Annotated in this window: 17 protein-coding genes and 1 pseudogene; 9 read left to right on the forward strand and 9 right to left on the reverse strand. The window is 44.8% G+C overall.

The genetic code is table 11. The features are described from left to right. Window positions 1-525, reverse strand: a complete 525-nt coding sequence (locus MC24_RS06380; protein ID WP_011944135.1) for a VanZ family protein — start codon at window positions 523-525, stop codon at window positions 1-3. 97 nt (window positions 526-622) lie between these two features. On the opposite strand from MC24_RS06380, the gene MC24_RS06385 reads away from it, so the two are divergent. From MC24_RS06385 to gdhA, 7 genes are all read left to right on the forward strand, one after another. Further along, window positions 623-1,384 (forward strand): alpha/beta hydrolase, encoded by a 762-nt coding sequence (locus MC24_RS06385; protein WP_011944136.1) that lies wholly within the window; start codon window positions 623-625, stop codon window positions 1,382-1,384. Window positions 1,385-1,386: 2 nt separating this feature from the next. Then, window positions 1,387-2,652, forward strand: coding sequence for an MFS transporter (locus MC24_RS06390; RefSeq protein ID WP_011944137.1), 1,266 nt, complete (start codon window positions 1,387-1,389; stop codon window positions 2,650-2,652). A gap of 24 nt (window positions 2,653-2,676) precedes the next feature. Beyond that, window positions 2,677-3,528: a DMT family transporter gene (locus MC24_RS06395; RefSeq protein WP_011944138.1), complete on the forward strand. Its 852-nt coding sequence runs from the start codon at window positions 2,677-2,679 to the stop codon at window positions 3,526-3,528. Between the two features lie 41 nt (window positions 3,529-3,569). After that, window positions 3,570-4,016 carry a type II toxin-antitoxin system antitoxin SocA domain-containing protein gene (locus tag MC24_RS06400; RefSeq protein WP_011944139.1) on the forward strand — a complete coding sequence of 149 codons (447 nt, stop codon included), beginning with the start codon at window positions 3,570-3,572 and terminating at the stop codon, window positions 4,014-4,016. Further along, on the forward strand, window positions 3,982-4,503 hold the full coding sequence (locus MC24_RS09880) for a hypothetical protein (protein ID WP_235280331.1): 522 nt from the start codon (window positions 3,982-3,984) through the stop codon (window positions 4,501-4,503). Before MC24_RS06400 ends, MC24_RS09880 begins: the two co-directional genes overlap by 35 nt. A 150-nt stretch (window positions 4,504-4,653) precedes the next feature. Continuing rightward, window positions 4,654-5,895 carry an SLC13 family permease gene (locus MC24_RS06410; protein WP_235280332.1) on the forward strand — a complete coding sequence of 414 codons (1,242 nt, stop codon included), beginning with the start codon at window positions 4,654-4,656 and terminating at the stop codon, window positions 5,893-5,895. A 150-nt stretch (window positions 5,896-6,045) separates the two neighbouring features. Then, complete coding sequence (gene gdhA / locus MC24_RS06415; protein WP_011944141.1) at window positions 6,046-7,296, forward strand: glutamate dehydrogenase; 1,251 nt, start codon at window positions 6,046-6,048, stop codon at window positions 7,294-7,296. 35 nt (window positions 7,297-7,331) lie between these two features. Here the strand turns inward: gdhA and MC24_RS06420 are convergent, their stop codons facing one another. The 3 genes from MC24_RS06420 to MC24_RS06430 are packed head-to-tail and all read right to left on the reverse strand — an operon-like array spanning window position 7,332 to window position 12,142. Continuing rightward, window positions 7,332-9,104, reverse strand: a complete 1,773-nt coding sequence (locus tag MC24_RS06420) for a DUF505 domain-containing protein (RefSeq protein ID WP_038053650.1) — start codon at window positions 9,102-9,104, stop codon at window positions 7,332-7,334. 49 nt (window positions 9,105-9,153) lie between these two features. Beyond that, window positions 9,154-11,661 carry a hypothetical protein gene (locus MC24_RS06425; protein ID WP_004080523.1) on the reverse strand — a complete coding sequence of 836 codons (2,508 nt, stop codon included), beginning with the start codon at window positions 11,659-11,661 and terminating at the stop codon, window positions 9,154-9,156. A gap of 4 nt (window positions 11,662-11,665) precedes the next feature. Then, window positions 11,666-12,142 (reverse strand): nucleotidyltransferase domain-containing protein, encoded by a 477-nt coding sequence (locus MC24_RS06430; RefSeq protein WP_004080525.1) that lies wholly within the window; start codon window positions 12,140-12,142, stop codon window positions 11,666-11,668. 139 nt (window positions 12,143-12,281) lie between these two features. On the opposite strand from MC24_RS06430, the gene MC24_RS06435 reads away from it, so the two are divergent. Further along, a complete protein-coding gene (locus tag MC24_RS06435; RefSeq protein WP_156105084.1) occupies window positions 12,282-13,379 on the forward strand; it encodes an AAA family ATPase in 1,098 nt (365 codons plus the stop codon). 14 nt (window positions 13,380-13,393) lie between these two features. Here MC24_RS06435 and MC24_RS09885 read toward each other — a convergent pair. From MC24_RS09885 to MC24_RS06455, 5 genes and pseudogenes are all read right to left on the reverse strand, one after another. After that, window positions 13,394-13,636: pseudogene (locus MC24_RS09885) on the reverse strand (cupin domain-containing protein); the annotation flags it as partial. 12 nt (window positions 13,637-13,648) lie between these two features. Next, on the reverse strand, window positions 13,649-13,801 hold the full coding sequence (locus MC24_RS09890) for a hypothetical protein (protein ID WP_235280334.1): 153 nt from the start codon (window positions 13,799-13,801) through the stop codon (window positions 13,649-13,651). A 14-nt stretch (window positions 13,802-13,815) separates the two neighbouring features. After that, window positions 13,816-15,720, reverse strand: coding sequence for a prolyl oligopeptidase family serine peptidase (locus MC24_RS09530; protein WP_235280335.1), 1,905 nt, complete (start codon window positions 15,718-15,720; stop codon window positions 13,816-13,818). A 9-nt stretch (window positions 15,721-15,729) separates the two neighbouring features. Continuing rightward, window positions 15,730-16,590: an aldo/keto reductase gene (locus tag MC24_RS06450; protein ID WP_038053658.1), complete on the reverse strand. Its 861-nt coding sequence runs from the start codon at window positions 16,588-16,590 to the stop codon at window positions 15,730-15,732. 118 nt (window positions 16,591-16,708) lie between these two features. Beyond that, window positions 16,709-17,710, reverse strand: coding sequence for an aldo/keto reductase (locus MC24_RS06455; protein WP_038053661.1), 1,002 nt, complete (start codon window positions 17,708-17,710; stop codon window positions 16,709-16,711). A gap of 116 nt (window positions 17,711-17,826) precedes the next feature. Between MC24_RS06455 and MC24_RS10040 the strand changes: the two genes are divergently transcribed. Next, complete coding sequence (locus MC24_RS10040) at window positions 17,827-18,774, forward strand: AraC family transcriptional regulator (RefSeq protein WP_443080238.1); 948 nt, start codon at window positions 17,827-17,829, stop codon at window positions 18,772-18,774. Window positions 18,775-18,806 lie beyond the last annotated feature (32 nt).

Below are 18,806 nucleotides of genomic sequence, written 5' to 3' on the forward strand. Positions count from 1 at the left end.
CTACCTCTCACCCCGATGGACGTTGTATGTGCGGGTGATCAACCTCCCAACGACCAGAATCAGAAGAGCAATCACCACTCCAAACAGAGCACCGTTCATGTCTATGAACACATCGTACAGCGAAGATCCTCTGTTGTGAAAAACCTGGTTGTACTCATCGAGAACGGCTATCAATGTAGGTAAAGACACTCCCAACAAAATAGAAAACACATACTTTCTAAGATAAGTATAACTAAACGTGAAAGAAAGAATGCCCATTATAAAATAAAGTCCAAAATGGGCAGATTTTCTGACAAGATCTTCCCCCGTTGGTTTTTTGTCAGGGAACCACCATTTTTCGAGTAGAGATCTCAGATTTTTGTACCAATTTGTCCGTGTGAAATCAAGAACACTATCTATCTTTTTGAGAAACTTATAAACGCTCCCGGACTGCCTTCCAGAAACATCAGGGGGCTGCGATGAAAAGTAAAAGACAAGACCGATCCATATCAATATCAGGATTAGAATCAAAAAAGATCTTTTCATCCTATCACCTCAACAGGAATTCTACCATCGTTTCGTACTTCCTATAACTAAATGTTAAAATATTGTTGCACCCAAAAACTCATCAGGGGGTGCTCCTATGAATTTTCCACGATGTAAAACTGTGGAGAAGTCGCTCCCGATCTTCCTCAAGGGTGAAAACGAAGGTGTTTTATTCATCCACGGTTACACGGGATCACCCCACGATTTCGAGTACATGGCAAAAGAGGTGAACAGAGTGGGTTTCACCGTTTCCGTTCCGAGACTTCCAGGACACGGAACCTGTGGTGAAGATTTTCTGATGACAACCGCTCGAGACTGGCTGAGACGCGTCTTCGATGCATATTACGATTTAAAAGCCATATGCGATAGAGTCCATGTGGTTGGACTTTCCATGGGTGGTGTGATCGCCCTGATACTCGCATCTCAGATGAATCCTCCAAAACTGGTCACACTTGCCGCGGCAACACATGTTTTCGACAAAAGGATAGTCCTCACGCCTCTTTTGAAGCTCTTTTCGAAGAAGATGCCCCGCAAAAGCACAGAAAAGTACGAAGATCCGGGCATCGAATACCTGAGAAAAGAGTACTGGTCTTACAACTGGCCCAAGCAGGCAGCGGAGCTCTACAAACTCATGAGACTGGCAAGAAAGAGTGTTTCGAAGATCACATCGGACACTCTCGTCGTTGCGGCAAAGAACGACAACATGGTTCCCATGAAGGCAACCGAGTTCATATACAACAACATCAGATCAGAAAACAAGAAGCTTCTTGTTTTTGAAAAATCCGGTCACGTTCTGAGCAACGACGTGGAGAAGGAAGATGTCACTAAGGCGGTCATAGAATGGCTGAAGGGGGAATGAAGATGGCAGTGATATTCATTCTGATTCTCATGGTCCTCCTGAACGCGGATCAGATGGTGATGTCTCCGAACATAGGAGCGATAGAACAGGAGTTCAACATCACTGATGCTCAGATAGGTCTCGTTGCGTCGTCTTTCACGGTGATAGGGGCTCTTGTGAGCCTTGTGTGGGGGTACCTTGCCGACAGATACAGCAGGAAGAACCTTCTCATCTACTCCATTCTCGTTGGTGAGATTCCCTGTCTCATGAGTGCGTTTTCTCACTCCTACGGAGAACTCTTTTTCTGGAGAGCCCTCACCGGAATAGGTGTGGGAGCGTCCTTTCCCATTGTTTACTCGATGATAGGAGACATGTTCGACGAGGTAAAGAGAGGAAAGGTCGTGGCTCTTATATCTTCTGCGATCTCCATAGGAAGCGTTCTTGGGATGATCGTTGGGGGTTTTTTGGGACCGAAATACGGTTGGAGAGTTCCCTTCATCGTGGTTTCTGTTCCAAACATCGCCCTTGCGATTTTATCCATCTTCGTTCTGAAAGAACCGAAAAGAGGTGCCTTTGAAAAAGGCATCGGTGAACTCGTTCAATCCGGGTACGAGTATCCGAAAGCGCCGAAACTCTCTGATTACGCAAAACTTGTGAAGGTGAAAACGAATCTTCTTTTGTTCTTTCAGGGTATAGCAGGGACTATTCCCTGGGGTGCCATTCCTTACTTTCTTGTGGAATTCTTCAGAAGAGAAAGAGGTCTTTCGGTGGAGACGGCTACCCTTGTTTTCCTCGTGTTCGGTCTTGGAAACATCGCTGGAATCATCCTCGGAGGACTGTGGGGAGCGAGCATCTACGCGAAATCCAGGCCATTTCTACCGCTGTTTTGCTCGATCACAACCGCTCTTGGAACTTTCTTCACCGTTATGACCCTGGACTACGTGGGAAGTCTTCTCGTTCTCATGTTACTTGGTTTCGTCGCTTCTTTCACCGCGAGTCTCACGGGTCCGAACGTGAAGTTCATGCTTCTGAACGTCAACGAACCACAGGAAAGAGGAAGGATATTCTCCATATTCAACCTCACCGATTCGCTCGGAACGGGATTTGGAAAATTCGCGGGAGGAGTGATGTCCGTTGCCCTCGGATCTCTCGGAGCTGCCTTGAAAGTCTCCGCTTATTTCTGGCTTATCTGTGCGGTGCTGCTCTTTGTTCTGGTTTTTTACTTCACAAGGGACGTGGAAAGACTTCAGAAAAGCATGATGAAGCTGGCCAAAGATATTTCTTCTTGAACTCCCAGAGAGTGGAGGTACAGCATGGATCTGAAGGTTCTCCTTTCGGGTTTCTCCTACTCCACGATATTCGGACTTTCTTTTCTTTTCACGAAGAACGCTCTCGATCATGTGACTCCCCTGACTTTTCTTTCTTTCAGATTCAGCGTTGCTTTTCTCACTTACCTTCTTCTTTTGATAACCGGCGTTGTGAAGCTTGGAAAGAAACCCTACTGGAAGCTCTGGAAACTCGTCCTGTTCCAGCCTGTGCTTTACTTTCTTTTCGAAACGTACGGCCTTCAGAGGGTGAACTCCTCGGAAGCGGGTATGATCATTGCCCTCATCCCGGTCGTTGTCAACCTTCTTGCTCCTTTCATACTCAAAGAGAAGGGAGATCTTCTTCACTACTTTCTTGTGGGAATGGGTTTTCTTGGAGTTTCGTTGATAGTTGGTTTCAACATCACGCCTGGGAACATCATTGGGAAAGCCTTCTTACTCTTAGCTGTTCTCTCCGGAGCGATGTACAGTGTGCTTTCGAGAAAGTTTTCAAAAGAGTTCACACCTGCTGAAATCACTTTCTTCATGATGATGACCGGAGCAGTTTTCTTCACACTTTTGAGTCTTTCAACAGGAGATTTCAGACCGGTGTTCAACGTCCATGTGGTAATCGGTACCCTGTATCTCGGTGTTCTTTCTTCCACCGTCGCGTTTTTCCTTCTCAACTACGCCATAGGGAAAATGTCTCCCATCTTCACCACCCTCTTTTCCAACTTCACAACGGTGATTTCTGTGATAGCTGGGGTTGTTTTCAGAAACGAAACGGTGGAAATTCAACAGATTGCAGGGATGGGATTGATAATCGTTTCTATAATCGCAATGGCGGTTCGTAAGGAGTAAATATAGTCTTGTAATAGAATACTTGCGAAGGAGGTGAATTGATGAGGAAAACTTACGAGGTAATACGCGCAATTCTTCGGAAGACAGGACCTATACTGAAGACAAAACTATTGAAATTACTTTTCCTTGTTGATTATTATGCGATCAAAAAAATTGGGAAACAAATAACCGATTTAGATTACAAGAAATATTTTTATGGTCCATATGATAAGAATTTTGAGCTTGTATTGAATAAAATGTATGTAGAAGGTCTTATCCACACGGAGGAACATATTATAGAACCTGGTCCCTTTGAAACAGGAAAAATTAACCTTTCAAATGAAGAAAAAGAAATATTAGATGAGGTACTGCAAAAGTATGGGGAGATGACTCTAAATGAAGTCTTAGAAGAAATTTACAAATTAGATGAAATAAAAAAATATTCCCTCCACTCAAGAATAGGAAGTGAAAAATTTGAGAAAAATAGAAATAGGCCCTTGGTTATGTGATACTCCTGCCAATGACAATCTTTCCGACGTCTTCACGAAATTTGAAAACGCTTCTAATCGACATTTAAGGGAGATCTTGAAACTATTTTTCATCTACATGTTTTTCTCTAGACTGAACAAATTGTATATTGTCTCTCTCGAGCGAGAACCCGATAGCTATGAATTGTGTGTTGCTCATCCCGATTTACTATTGTTCCCAACACTTAGAAAAGGTATAGTTGTCCCCGTTGAAGAAAAAGATATGTTCGAAGTTGAAGACTTGAATTTCCAGATGTGTAAGTTGATATCTTCTTTGAATCTCCTGAAAGTACACCAGGTTCAGAAAAATTTGGAGAAATTATCACGAAGAGTTCTGAAGATACCCAGTGGGAATCTTTATCTCCTCCCCAATCCCCTAAAGAGGGTGGGATTCTTCATGCGGTGTGCTCAGCTTACGAGCCTTAACCACTCCAGGCCGGTCAAAAGCCATACTCCTACCTTGCAATAGACGCGATTTAAAGTGCAAAGCAGTTGTCTGAGATTTAAAAACTGATTCACTTAGAGTTTCCAGAATAGAGAGTCAGAAGGAAACATTGGAAATGGAAAATAGATGATGGCACAGTAGTCGTACACCTGAATCCGCCAAGGAGGGTTTCTCTTGATCCCTGCGATTGTTCTGATAGTAGTTTTTGCTCTCATCAGTGTAAGAAAGTTTGGTAAAGTAAAAATTCAAATGTGGCAGATAATGCTTCTTGGGGCACTTTGTGTCGTATTAACAGGACAAATTTCTATCTCCAGTGCTTTGAAGTCGATAAACCTTGAAGTTATGTTGTTTTTGTTCAGCATGTTCATTATAGGGACCGCTCTTGAAGAAAGTGGATACCTGCATCATCTTTCTTACATCATCTTTAGAAGAACTCGCAACAAAACAGAACTGATCTTTTCAATCGTTTTTGTGTTCGGTATTTTGTCAGCGTTTCTTATGAACGATACTACGGCAATCATTGGTACTCCCGTTGTTCTTCACCTTGCGAGAAGAAACAACATAAAACCGTCGATTCTTTTGATCACTCTTGCTTTTTCCGTGACTGTTGGAAGTGTTATGAGCCCTCTCGGTAATCCACAGAATTTCATTATAGCCACGGCGGGAGTTATAAAGAATCCTTTCTTGGACTTCTTTAGATATCTCGCCTTACCAACTGTTCTTAATCTCCTGGTAGTGTTCTTCATGGTGAGAATTTTCTACAGGAAACATTTCGTAAATGAAACGATTAACCATATCAAAGATTCAATTGAAGATGTTGAACTCGCAAAAATTTCCAAGATTTCGATTGTTCTTCTTTTTTCCCTGATCATTCTCAAAATCATTCTTGCTTTTTTGAAGTCTTCTTTGAACATTGAACTGGTTCATATCACACTTCTCTCTGCCTTACCCATTCTTATTTTCAGCAAGAAGAGAAATGAAATCATCAAAAAGATCGATTGGCATACTCTTATCTTTTTTGCTTCTATGTTTGTTCTGATGCAAAGTGTCTGGGAAACTGGAATTTTCCAATCTATCTTCGAACGCCTGAATTTTGATGTTCTTTCCGTATCTGCGATCTTACTGGTGAGTGTTATCATGAGCCAATTCATCTCAAATGTACCCATGGTTACACTCTATCTTCCAATACTTCTTGAAGCTGGTGCTGGTGTAAAAGAACTCGTTACACTTGCTGCTGGTAGCACAGTGGCCGGAAATTTGTTCATACTTGGTGCTGCCAGCAACGTCATAATCATACAGAGCGCCGAAAAAAGAACGGGAGACACAATCACTTTCTGGGAATTCACAAAAATTGGCCTTCCACTAACGGTAGTAAATATTCTCATCTACTGGTTTTTTTTAAAAAACACTCCCTGAAAAAATCCGTTCCCGCTTAAAACTCCCCCCTTTCGAATGAAGCCAAGTTACATTCCACGAGCACAAAATGTTTCTGTATTATGGACAAAAATGATACAATAGGTAACGATATGGTTTATATCGCATATTCCTATTCGAGGGGGGAAATACATGTCGGAAAAAAGCCTCTATGAAATGGCAGTTGAACAGTTCAACCGTGCCGCATCGCTCATGGATCTGGAACCGGACCTTGCAGAGGTTCTGAGGAGGCCAAAGCGAGTTTTGATCGTTGAATTTCCAGTGAGAATGGATGACGGCCACGTCGAAGTCTTCACCGGATATCGCGTGCAACACAACGTCGCAAGGGGCCCAGCCAAAGGTGGCATCAGGTACCACCCGGATGTCACCCTCGATGAGGTGAAAGCCCTCGCATTCTGGATGACATGGAAGACGGCTGTGATGAATCTGCCCTTCGGTGGTGGGAAGGGAGGAGTCAAAGTAGATCCGAAAAAACTTTCAAGAAGCGAACTTGAAAGACTATCAAGAAGGTACTTTTCAGAGATTCAGGTGATAATAGGACCGTACAACGACATACCCGCACCGGATGTGAACACAAATGCAGATGTGATGGCGTGGTACATGGATACGTACAGTATGAACGTAGGTCACACCGTTCTGGGAATTGTCACGGGAAAACCTGTGGAACTGGGAGGATCCAAGGGACGTGAAGAAGCTACAGGACGTGGCGTTAAAGTGTGCGCAGGACTTGCAATGGACGTTCTTGGAATAGATCCCAGGAAGGCAACTGTTGCTGTTCAGGGATTTGGAAACGTTGGTCAGTTCGCCGCCCTTCTGATTTCTCAGGAACTCGGATCAAAGGTAGTTGCAGTGAGTGACAGTAAAGGAGGTATCTACAATCCCGAAGGATTCGACGTGGAAGAACTGATCAGATACAAAAAAGAACACGGAACGATCGTCACATATCCAAAGGGTGAAAGAATAACCAACGAAGAACTTTTAGAACTGGATGTTGATGTTCTCGTCCCTGCTGCTCTGGAAGGTGCTATCCATGCTGGAAACGCGGAAAGAATAAAGGCAAAAGCTGTGGTGGAAGGAGCAAACGGTCCCACAACACCTGAAGCTGATGAGATTCTGTCGAAAAGGGGTGTTCTTGTGGTACCAGACATACTCGCCAACGCTGGGGGAGTCACGGTTTCTTACTTCGAATGGGTTCAGGACCTTCAGGAGTTCTTTTGGGATCTTGACCAGATAAGAAGTGCTCTGGAAAAGATGATGAAAGGAGCATTTGAAGATGTTATGAAGGTAAAAAAGAAATACAACGTCGACATGCGAACTGCTGCTTACATTCTCGCGATCGATCGTGTTGCGTACGCCACAAAGAAGAGAGGTATCTATCCGTGAAAAAAGCCCCACCGGTCGGTGGGGCTTCGTATTTATCAAACTTCAACCCATGGATACTCTTTTCTTGCAAGCTCATCCACCGCCTGAAGGAGTGCCACTCCCGCTTCTGTCAGTGCGTTTTCTGCTATGAATTTGGATATCCTGGCGAGGTTGACAGTCTCATCGAAGGTTTCCGGATCAACACCGAGTTCTCTTTCTACAGCTTTCCAGCTCTCCGGGTTTATCCTGATCCTCTTCTCCCTCATATGAAGTCCACCGTGTGTTCTTATAGCCTGAAGAAGCCTGATCACAAGGGGTGTCACCGGTGCTTCCACGTCGTCGGAAACAGCAGAGAGAGCTCTCTTCATGAGTTGACCTGCTTCTGTGAGCGTGACAACGTTTGTGGGCAAAATCTCCACCAGATTCTTCGCTTCGAGACTGTCGAGTGCAATTCTTTCCTCCTCTGAAAGATTCATATCTTCGATAAAGACACCCGCTTTGTACGGAACCTTTCTGAGAACCTTCATTTCCACGTTCGTTATGAGTGGCCTTCTCTCAACTTCGACAGAAAGCCTCGCGTAGAGGCGACCAGAAGAAGTGGGAGCTGCATCGCTGACGAGACCTTCTTTTCTTGCCTGTTCGTACCACTCCACGTTTGGAGCTGCGAACTCTTTCTTTGTCATGGTGATTGATTTCACACCGACAGCTGTGATACTCCTGAGGTTCTTTCTCTGATCTTCGAGCACTTCTTCACCATAGCTGGTCAACTCGTACACAAGTGTTCTCCTTGCTCCGTGTCTGTGTTCTCTCGACTTCAAAAGGCCGAAACCTTCAAGATTGTAGAGTGCGAGTTTCACGGTGAGGTCCTTTCTCTTCCATTCCCAGTCTACTGCCTTTTCTATCTGCTTTGGTTCTGGGAAGACATCCTCTTCCTTTTCATGCCTCTTCCAGAGCTTGACGATCACTTCCAGGAGTCTTGCTTCGTCCTCCGAGATCTGGAAAGCGGGAGTTATGAGGTAAGGACCCTTTTTGTATATCTTCCACGCGAGGTAGAGATGCTCCGCCATTGGGTGAAGTTCTCCCGTCCAGTCGATGAGGCCCCTTTCAAGAAGTACGTTCCTTTCAAAGTCACTCAACCGGTTACCTTCGTAAGCCTTCGCAACGGTGTCCAGAACGAGTTCGTCGAGGATCAGTTCATCCGTCACAACAAGACCCTTTCTGAGCGCCGCTCTGATTTGCTGTCCGAGTCCTGTGAGAGCGTAAATGTCGGACTTCGGAACAGAGAAGGCTATCATCCTCATCGCTTCGAGCTGGAGAAGTTCATCTCCCTCTACTGGAAGCGTACTGGACTCCCCCGGGCCCTCCACCATCTTTCTCAGGTACTTCGCAACTTTCGAATTTACGATCAGTCTGGGATGTGAAGCGTGGTAAACCTCATCGAGAGTGTAAGCGTGAGGTGTGAGGTTTCCTTCCTTCGCAAAGCCTCTCTCTTCAAGCGCTTTAGCGACTTCTCCTCTTACCCTCGACTGAGCCAGCTTGGAGTATCTGATCATGGAAATGACTTCGGAACCGATCCACCTGAACGAGTCGTCCCATTCCTCAGGATTCTTCAAGACACCTTCTCTTATCATGTCCGTGAGGAGTTCTCCAAGGATGTTACCAGAAAAGGTCAGATCGTACATCTCAACACCGACGGGTTTGACCAGGCCAGCAAGTTCAAGGTGCCACAGCGTTTCTCTGTCGAAGTCCTCCCATTCCTTTACGCTGAACTCTTCTCCCTTCTCGTAGAGCTTCTTCAGCACGATCGCATGCCTTTTTGTTACAATCATTAATGCCACCTCCTTTTCTATGTGTCTTCTCGCATTAATATTTTACCACTCAGTTTCTTATGAAAAGTGAAATAGAAGGTAATCCATTCGGACTGGTACTTATTCCCACGTAGAAACTACCGGAGGAAATATCGTTCATGTTCAAAAATCCGCCAACTGTGATATAGAACTTGAGCCCTTCCATGTACACCTCTTGGAAAAGGTGATCATAGATAACGTGCTCCTCTTCTCCATTGGAAAATCTCAGTCGAGCGATTCCCAACGTGTTCCCCGTGTTTCTGAGAAGAATAAAACCATCGAAAAGCTCTGCACTGTTTTTGAAAAGCGTCTGGGCAAAAGACACGTCGTAGGAGAAATCCTCCGAGTTTAAAAGCTGAAACTTGATGTTTGCGGAGAAACTTCCGTCTTTTCCAAGCGCTGAAGTCAGGCCAGCGAAACAGAACAAACTGTTCAGATCGAAAAGGTGTGAGAGGTCGTCATTGAGAAGATTCAGGGACACCTTCAAAGAGGAAGGCATATCCAGCAGATACGTTCTGAGATCGACACCCACTCCAATGTTGTTAGCGGCTCCTGCTTCACTGTTCAGAGATGTTTGGGTCGAACTGAAGTTCATTTCAAAGGTAACGTCGAGTCGTGTGTTTGCGGAAACAGGAAAATCACCTAAAACCCCCGTCAAACCGAAACTGTAATCCCCAGAAGAGGAGTATTCACCGTACGCTGTGAAATTGTCCCTGGAAGCCACAAAGCCGGTGTATTGATTGAAATTTCCCTTCAAATCAACAGACGGCATCAAAAACAGGAAGGTGTTGTTTTCCACGTTCGAGAACATGAGGAAAAGAGAGAAAGCGTTGTCAAAATACACTGGAAACCACATCGCAGGCTGGAAAAACTTTCTCAGTCTGAAGCCGAACTCGTTTCCAGTGGAAAACTTTTTGCCTTCTATCACAAAAGGTTCACTCTTTTTCACTTCGACCACCACAGGTTCCATACTCAGATCTTTTCTGTAAACACCCGTTCCCCCTGTCTGGCCGTATGGGATGTAACTTATGTAGTAAATTTCACTTCCCTGGATCACAAAATCTTCCACGAGGCTCTTCGATGAAAGTCTGTGGAGTTCTTTCTTCTCAAGATCGTAGTAGCAGGGAACGGTGTGTTCTCCTTCCACCTGAACGAATATTATTCCATCTTTCCAGAACTTCACGTACGGTCCTTTCATTGTTTCGTTTTTCAGTTCAAGGATGACTTCTCCGTTTGTTTTCAGAACGATAATGTCGTTTTTCTCTGTGAAGAGCGCCACAAAACGATCTGATACGTCCATGTACCTTATGAATTCGTCGAGCGTGGTGTGAAACTCCGATCCTTCTATTGTTGCTTTTCCTGTCTTCGTATCGTAAAAGGCAAGGTAAACCTTTCCGTTTTCCACATCGAAAGCGCTTATGTTCCCCTTTGAAATCTGTCTTCCACCCTTCACATCCCACAGGACATTTTCGTAACGGTTGAAAGATTTTTCTTTGGTGAGCACGTAGATCTTCTCTCCATCGATCTTCACGTCCAGAACGTTTCTCACGGGAATCTTCTGAACTTCTTTCCCATCCAGGTCAAGGATCTTCAAAATCTGTTTTTTCATCCCCGTGTACGAAGTGGAGGGCCCGTACTCTTCCGAAAGGACAACCAGATGGTCCCCGTACAAATCGATCTTGTGAAGCCAGGTGTTTTTTGCGCTGTATACAAGATCTCCCTGAGGGTACTCGTGTTTTGTGAGAGAATAGATCCAGTCCGTGTAGATCTCTTCGCGCGTTTTTCCAAAGACCTTCTCGTATGGGTCCTTGAAACCCTCAAAGGCAAAAGTACTGAACGTTTTGGAAGTTTCCCTGAAAAACTCCTTCACTTTCTCAAGGCCGTACGTCTCCACAAGGTAGCTGTAAAACCCGGCTGTGAAGTTGTAGTACAGAAGCCCGTCTCTGTAGTCGTCATCGGGTGCTACTTTTATGTAACCAGGAGATGGAAAGTTGGGAAGTGAGTAGTAGAACAGACCATTCGAGAAAAAAGGATTGTTTAGTCTTCCAGATGAGATCGAGAAAGAGCTCTCGTTGAAAACGGTAACACCCTCCACCAGGTCGCTGAAGAGTTGGGGATAAAGAGGAATTCCCGTGAGTTTTGTTACCGTCTTTCCTATTTCGTCCTGATAGGTGAGATGGCACATGTGGGAGAATTCGTGAATGAGAACGTAAGCGTACCAGTCCTCGAGAGAAAGGCGAAAGGAAAGCCAGCTTTCAGGGGGCCACAGGTAGACCACAATCGTTTTATGAAAGAAAGGCATCGTGTAGCCATTCGAGATGGTGCCCCTGTCTTTGAGGACAATAGTTATCCGTCCCGGGTCGTTTCCAACGAGCTCTATCACCTTCGGCCTGATCGCCTCGAAGATGTTTCCAACAAGAACGGCGTTTTCAAAGTATCCTTCTGGATAAACAACATCCGCGTGCTCGAAGTGGAGAACACCGGAGAAGAGTTCTGCAACAAGTAAAAGAACGACGGCAAAAAACAACCTCTTGATCAATGTATCACCCCTTCCTTTCGTTTAACCACTTTCTCAACGTCTCGGCTTTCTCTACCCTGCCCAGTTTCAAATATGCCTGATATTCATACTCCAGGGATAAAACCGGTATTTTCATTCCATGTGTTTCTACAAACCTTTTGTATTTGTTCAAATCTACGGGATCTTCCCAGGTTCCATCTTCGAGCCGTTTTCGAATATCTCCCATAATTTCAACTTTTATTCCATCGATAATTAATTCACCGAAATGAGAACAGATTTTTTCCGTGGAAGAAAACCTGACCTTTTTGCTTACGAACTCAGAGAAAATGCGTTCGATTTCATAAGCTCCTTCTTCATCAGTTTGAATGTCGATATCGTGAACTTCAACAGGAACTCCCTGCAGCGCAAAACTGAGACTACCTGTAACTACCCAGTTCACTTTCTCATTTTTCAGTCGGTCGTATATTTTACGAAGAACGCGAAGATATTCGGGCCTTATCATCTTCTCATCTCCCCAGACAGCTTTTCATCTAAATCATACTTTTCACCATTATGTTATCACTCCAGAAAGTCAAAAAGAGAAACTTTTGTAACTTCCGCCCCCGAAAGCAACTTCCGACCCCGGAAGTGATATAATAAAGATGGAGGTGATCGACTTGCTCTTCTCCCTCACTCCCAAGACGAAAAAGGAAGATCTCTTCGACAGAGAAAAAGAACTGAAAGACCTCGAAAAACTGCTCCAAACCTACCCGATCGTTGTGATCACCGGTCTGAGACGGGTTGGAAAGTCCTCCCTCGTGAAAGTCTTTCTGAACGAAAGCGATCTCTTACACATAACCGTGGACGGAAGAAGACTCTACGAAACATCGGGAGGTAACATCTCATCCCATCATCTCACAAGATTTCTCGGAGAAGAGCTGTCCAGAATATCGAAATCTCAGAAACTTATGAACGTTCTCAAGAGGGTCCGTGGGATCACGGTGAGTGGAACATCGATAGAACTCAATCCAAAGGAGTTCAGTCTCTCTGATCTTCTCGAAAAGCTGAACGAAACGGCAAAGAGGCGAAAGAAAAAGATGGTCATCTTCTTCGATGAGGCGCAGTATCTAAGATACTACGGCTCTCGCGGCGGAAGCGATCTTCTGGCACTCCTTGCCTACTCCTACGACAACTTCGAAAACGTACGCTTCATCATCAGCGGTTCAGAAGTCGGCGTTCTCCACGATTTTTTGAAACTCGAAGACTACAGCTCACCCCTCCACGGCCGTGGAATAGGTTTTCTCACGGTGAGACCGTTCACCTTCGATCAATCCGTGGACTTCCTCATGGAAGGCTTTCGAGAGGTGGGAGAGAAGGTCAACTTCGACGTGGAAGAAATCGTGAGAGAAATAGACGGCATAGTGGGGTATCTCGTCCTGTTTGGAGTGAAGTACCTCGAAAAGAAGAACAAAGATGAAGCGCTGAAAGAGGTGTTCCATGCCGTGAAGGCCCTTTTTGAAAAGGAAATGGAAGAGCTCAGAAAAAGGAGCGAAAGGTATCCGTTCATATTGAGACAGATCTCAAGAGGTATAAACACCTGGTCTGCTCTGAAAAACATCTTTCGCGCAAAAGGCGACTTCATCGGTGACTCCCGATTGTACTCTCTCCTCGAAACTCTGGAAAAGATGTCCTTCATAGAAAAAACACAGAACGGATACAGAATAGTTGATCCGGTTTTTGAGAAGATTTTGAGCGAATGAAACGGAGAGATTCGCTACTTTCCTTCCGTGGTTTTCCGGTACTCTTCTTCTGTAACAGGTCCAAACCACTCTGCAGGACCGAGATGAACCTGTGTACTGATACCTATATGTACGAGTTCTTCATTGGGGGCCGCGCCATGCCAGTGAACCACGTTCGGTGGTATCTCCACCACATCACCTTTTTTCAAAACTCTTGCGGGTTTTCCTCTTTCCTGGTAAAAGCCTCTTCCCTGGGTCACGATCAGGATCTGCCCTCCTGGATGGCTGTGCTAGTGTGTTCTCGCTCCTGGCTCGAACACCACGTTGTATACCTGTGTGTTGAATACTCCGTTTTCGTCAGTAACCAGCATCTTCACCCAGACGTTCCCAGTGAAGAAGTCGCTCGAGCCTTTAGAACCCTTTTCAAAGATATCATCCACCATGGTTGTACCTCCTCTTAGTGGTTTTTCATGTTTTTCACCCAGAATTCTATTGCTTTGTCAATCCATCCTTCCGCAATGGTACCTTCTCCAAGCCCAAAACCATGTGAAAGCCCAGGAAAAACAATTATTTCTGCATCAGTTCCATTTGCCTTAATCCTTTTGATCCTGTCCATCATAACCCTGTAAGGTACGATTGGATCGCTTGTTCCTACAACTGCGAATGTTGGTGGTTCTTTCCCAGTAACATCTGTCAAAGCAGTATATTGCATTATTACAGCTGCCGGACGTGGATATCTCTTTTCTCCAAAACTCTCAGTACCATGGCTTCCGACCCACGCTACAACACGGGCTCCAGCAGAGCCTCCCCACAATGAATAATCCTGCATGTCTATTCCAAGTTCATCGGCGTTCTCATATAGAAACGCAATTGCTCTTGCAAGATCTTCACAAGCAGCTTGAGGATCTGGACGATAAATTAAAGCAAAAGCGTTGTATCCTCTTTTGCTGAGTTCAAGAGCATGTGGAAAACTGTCTTGCATTGCTCCGACATATACGAATCCTCCACCCGCAACAATAATAGCTGTCTTTGCACCTTCATTACCACGAAAGAAAAACAACCCTGTGTCTTTTTTGCTTGGATCCTTTAATTTTTCTTCATCGGAGTAGATATCATAGAAAATAGTTTCCCCTGCATCAGCCCGTTTTTTAAGATAATTAACAATTTCTACCGTTTTACTTGGGTTGATATTGCTATACCACATGAGAGAAAGTTCTCCAAGAGTATCTCCACTGTAGTAATTTTTGTTTGTTGGAAAAAGAAGTCTACCAAAATCCTTAAAAGCTGGATATTTAATTACCTCTTCAATTTTTGTATTTACAGTAAAATCCTCTTGAGATTGGCTCTTCTGCAAATTCGTCTCAGCCTCCGACAAACCTTTTTTGATATTATTTTGAACACCCCAAAATGCTTTCAACCCGTTGTAGATATACTCCATTGCAGCCTTCATATCATGAGAATACCCCTCCTTAACACGAAACGCAAAATTACCGTCATGTCTTTCATCGATATTGATAAAATAAGGGGACATTTCCATAAGCTCTACTCTGGCTTTATCGTAGCTGTACGCAAAGTCATTTGTTCCTGTAATAATGAAGACAAAATAATCATTCAGATCATGTCTACGAGCTGTGGCAAAGATCTCCTCATCATCCAGAGTGGTACCGCAGCTCATCGGCAGGAAATAGCGGAAGTAATCGAGGGCGTATTGGAATGTTCGCCAGGTTGCAACCGCACCCATGGAAAACCCTCCGAATCCACGATGGTCACGGGAAGCGATTAGGTACTCTCTTGACGTGCTTGCAGCATAGGTGCTGTAGGTCCCTTCCACCGCAGGGATCAAATCGTTCACCAATTCATTATGGTAGTTCCTTGTCAACTGCATTGCCAGGGAAAAGCTGGTAGAATCCAGTCCATTTTCATTCGTGTTGTTATAAGTCGGACATACTATGATCAGTGGCCTGATCTCTCCTGCAGCAATTGCATTATCAATGATATTCTTAAGCGGAGAGGGTCTATCTGGAGTGCCGAGCATGGTGGTTTCATCTCCCCAACCACCGTGCATCAGATAAAAGACATCGTATTTTCGGTTTTTATCATAGCCATAAGGAAGATATACGATTGCACGTTTTTTAATGATCTTTGATTTTTCAGAATAGGAGAAAGATTCATAAGTGTCATAATATAATTCCACCAATGTTCCTGGTTGAGATGATGGTCTGAAATATTCGTTTGGAATCTCTTTCAATTCCTGAGGAATCTTTATGTTTATTACTTCTGATGCCACATTATCACTTCCAAAGCCCAGAGTCCACACAAGAAGGGTCAGCACAATCATCGAAATATTTCTCATTTTTATCATCCCAGAAAACTATATTTTCCGTGAACAAATCCATTTGACGATCTCGGGATCCCTGTGGGAGAAGAACGCACTCTGCCCTTCATCGAGCGTTGCGATCTTTTCCATGTCTTCCTGCGTGAGTTCAAAATCGAAGATACTGATGTTTTCTATCATTCTCTCTCTTCTCACAGTTTTGGGAATGGCAACGATTCCTTTCTGGGTGAGCCATCTCAGAATGACCTGCGCAACCGTTTTGCCGTACTTTTCCGCGATCGATCTGAGCACTTCGTTCTGGAAAATGTTTTTTCTTCCCTCAGCGAAAGGACCCCAGGCTTCAGGCTGGATGTTGTAATTTCTCATGAATTCGATCTCCTCTTGCCTCTGATAAAACGGATGAATCTCGATCTGGTTCACCGCTGGGATCACCTCATGATGAACGATCAAGTCCATCAGTCGATCAGGATGGAAATTGCTCACACCTATGGCTCTTACCAAACCATCTCTGTACAGCTCTTCCATAGCCCTCCAGGCACAGTGTATATCTCCAAAGGGTTGGTGAATGAGATAAAGATCGATGTACTCAAGCTGAAGCTTCTTCAGAGACTTTTCAAAAGCCCTCTTTGCAGACTCATAACCTGCGTCCTGTATCCAGAGCTTGGTGGTGATGAAGAGTTCTTCCCTCGAGGTGAGTCCTTCTTCGATAGCCCGTTTGATGGCCATTCCCACAGCTTCCTCGTTCATGTAGGCTGCTGCAGTATCGATGAGTCTGTAACCCACCTTGATGGCCTCATAGACACATTCTTCAGTCTTTTCTGGTGGTATCTGGAAAACTCCGTATCCCAGAATAGGCATTTCTACACCGTTGTTCAAAGTGACTTTTGGAACCTGCATGGTAACACCTCCCATCGATGAATTCATGCTTCTGAAGTTCTCGTACCAACCTTTCCCGCTACCGTGAAAAAGATCGAAGAAGGTACAAAAATAACGGACACCAACAGCACAGAATGTTTCATAGATACGTCATCTTTTCCATATCCTCAGGATATCTTCCACCTTTTATTTCTATTCTTGAGAGAGCATCGTTTATTTCCTGGAGCTCTTCCGGTGTGAGTTCAACAAAAGCCCCTCCGATGTTTTCCAGAAGGTGTCTCAGTTTTGTTGTGCCGGGTATGGGAACGATCCAGGGTTTCTGTGCAAGAAGCCATGCGAGAGCTATCTGTGATGGTGTCGCACCCTTCCGCTCAGCGATCTTTTTGAGGAGTTCTACGAGTGCAAGATTTTCCTTCAAATTCTCTTTCTGAAAGCGTGGAATCCTGCTTCGAATATCTTCCTCATCGAACCTGGAGTTTTCGTTTATCGTTCCTGTAAAGAATCCTTTCCCCAGAGGACTGTAAGCCACAAAGCCTATTCCCAGTTCTTCACAGGTGGGAAGTATTTCCTCTTCAGGTTTTCTCCACCACATGGAGTACTCGTACTGCACCACATCAACAGGACAGACTTTATGAGCTCTCCTTATCGTTTCGGCGGAAGCTTCGCAAAGTCCAAAATGCTTCACCTTACCCTCTTCTATGAGTTCCTTTACAGTCCCAGCTACTTCTTCTATTGGAACGTTCGGATCCACCCTGTGCTGGTAAAGAATGTCTATGGCTTCCACCCTGAGCCTTCTTAGAGAACCTTCCACTGCTTTCTTAATGTGTTCCGGCCTACTGTTCAGACCTTTCCAGCCTGGCCTTCCATTTTCGTACAGCTCGAAACCAAACTTCGTTGCTATCACGACCTCACCTTTGAACGGCTCGAGTGCTTCGCCTACGAGTTCCTCGTTTGTGTAAGGACCGTAAACTTCCGCAGTATCGAAGAAGTTGATACCAAGCTCCACGGCTGTTCTGATGAGTTTGATCATCTCTTTTCTGTCTGGAAGATTCTTCTGGCCGAAGCTCATTCTCATACAGCCGAGTCCTACGGCAGAAACCTCAGGTCCTCTCTCTCCAAGTTTTCTCTTCGGAATGCCCATGTTTTCCCCTCCTTTCGCTCTAAAACATACCGCTATCTGCTCCGGAAACGTTAGAAAGATATTCTCGAATATTTGCCTGATTTTCCATCAAAGGGTAAAATCTTAACAGAAAGGAGATGAAAAAAATCATGGATGAATTCGATCACACTCGGAGAAAGCTGATTGAAAGGATTTTACATCTCACAGAAAAACAACCCGTGGTGAGACCACTTCCGGGTCTGACTGTGGGCAGGAGGGAGTCTCCTACAGAACCTTCCACTTACATTCTTCCGCCATCGATATGCATCGCAGTTCAGGGTGCAAAGCGCGTTCTCATTGGAGAAGAGTACTACATTTATGACGTGGAGAATTTTCTTCTCAACTCTTTCGACATTCCCGTGATTGCCCAGGTGATAGAAGCTTCTAAGGAAAAACCTTATATCGGAATAACCTGGGAGATAGACATGGAGATCCTCATGGAGATCGTTGTTGAGCAAAAGCTCAATACAAGACCCACCGCGTCATCCCGCGGTACATCGCTGGGGAAGGTCACTTACCAGCTCTTAGACGCTTTCAAAAGGATGCTGGATCTCCTCGATGAACCGGAACACATTTCCGCACTCCTTCCCGTGATAAAAAAAGAGATCATCTACAGGCTCCTTGTGAGCGAACAGGGATCAAAACTCATCCAGATTGCGCTCTCTGGAAAGAACGATGTGATAGCAGCATTGAATATTGAATTATCTGAAAGAACACTTCAGCGAACCCGTGAACATGAAAAAGCTTGCCGAGACCGTCGGAATGAGCGTGTCGACTTTTTATCAGAATTTCAAGATTCTCACCGGCATCACTCCTCTTCAGTACCAGAAAAAGCTTCGATTGTGCGAGGCAAGGAAGCTTCTCATGGCAGGAAACGATGTCACAACCGCAGCCTACCAGGTGGGATACGAGAGCCTCTCTCAGTTCAGCAGAGAGTACAAAAGATTCTTCGGTGTTTCTCCTTCACAGGATGCAAAGAATCTGAGGGAAGAACCTCACACGAGGATCCTTTATTGATTGCAGATGATGGTGCTTCTGTGCTATAATATGCTCGGAGTCGGTAATTAGGTGAGAATAA

It is taken from the genome of Thermotoga sp. Mc24, from assembly GCF_000784835.1.
In the GTDB taxonomy this organism is placed as follows: Bacteria; Thermotogota; Thermotogae; order Thermotogales; family Thermotogaceae; genus Thermotoga.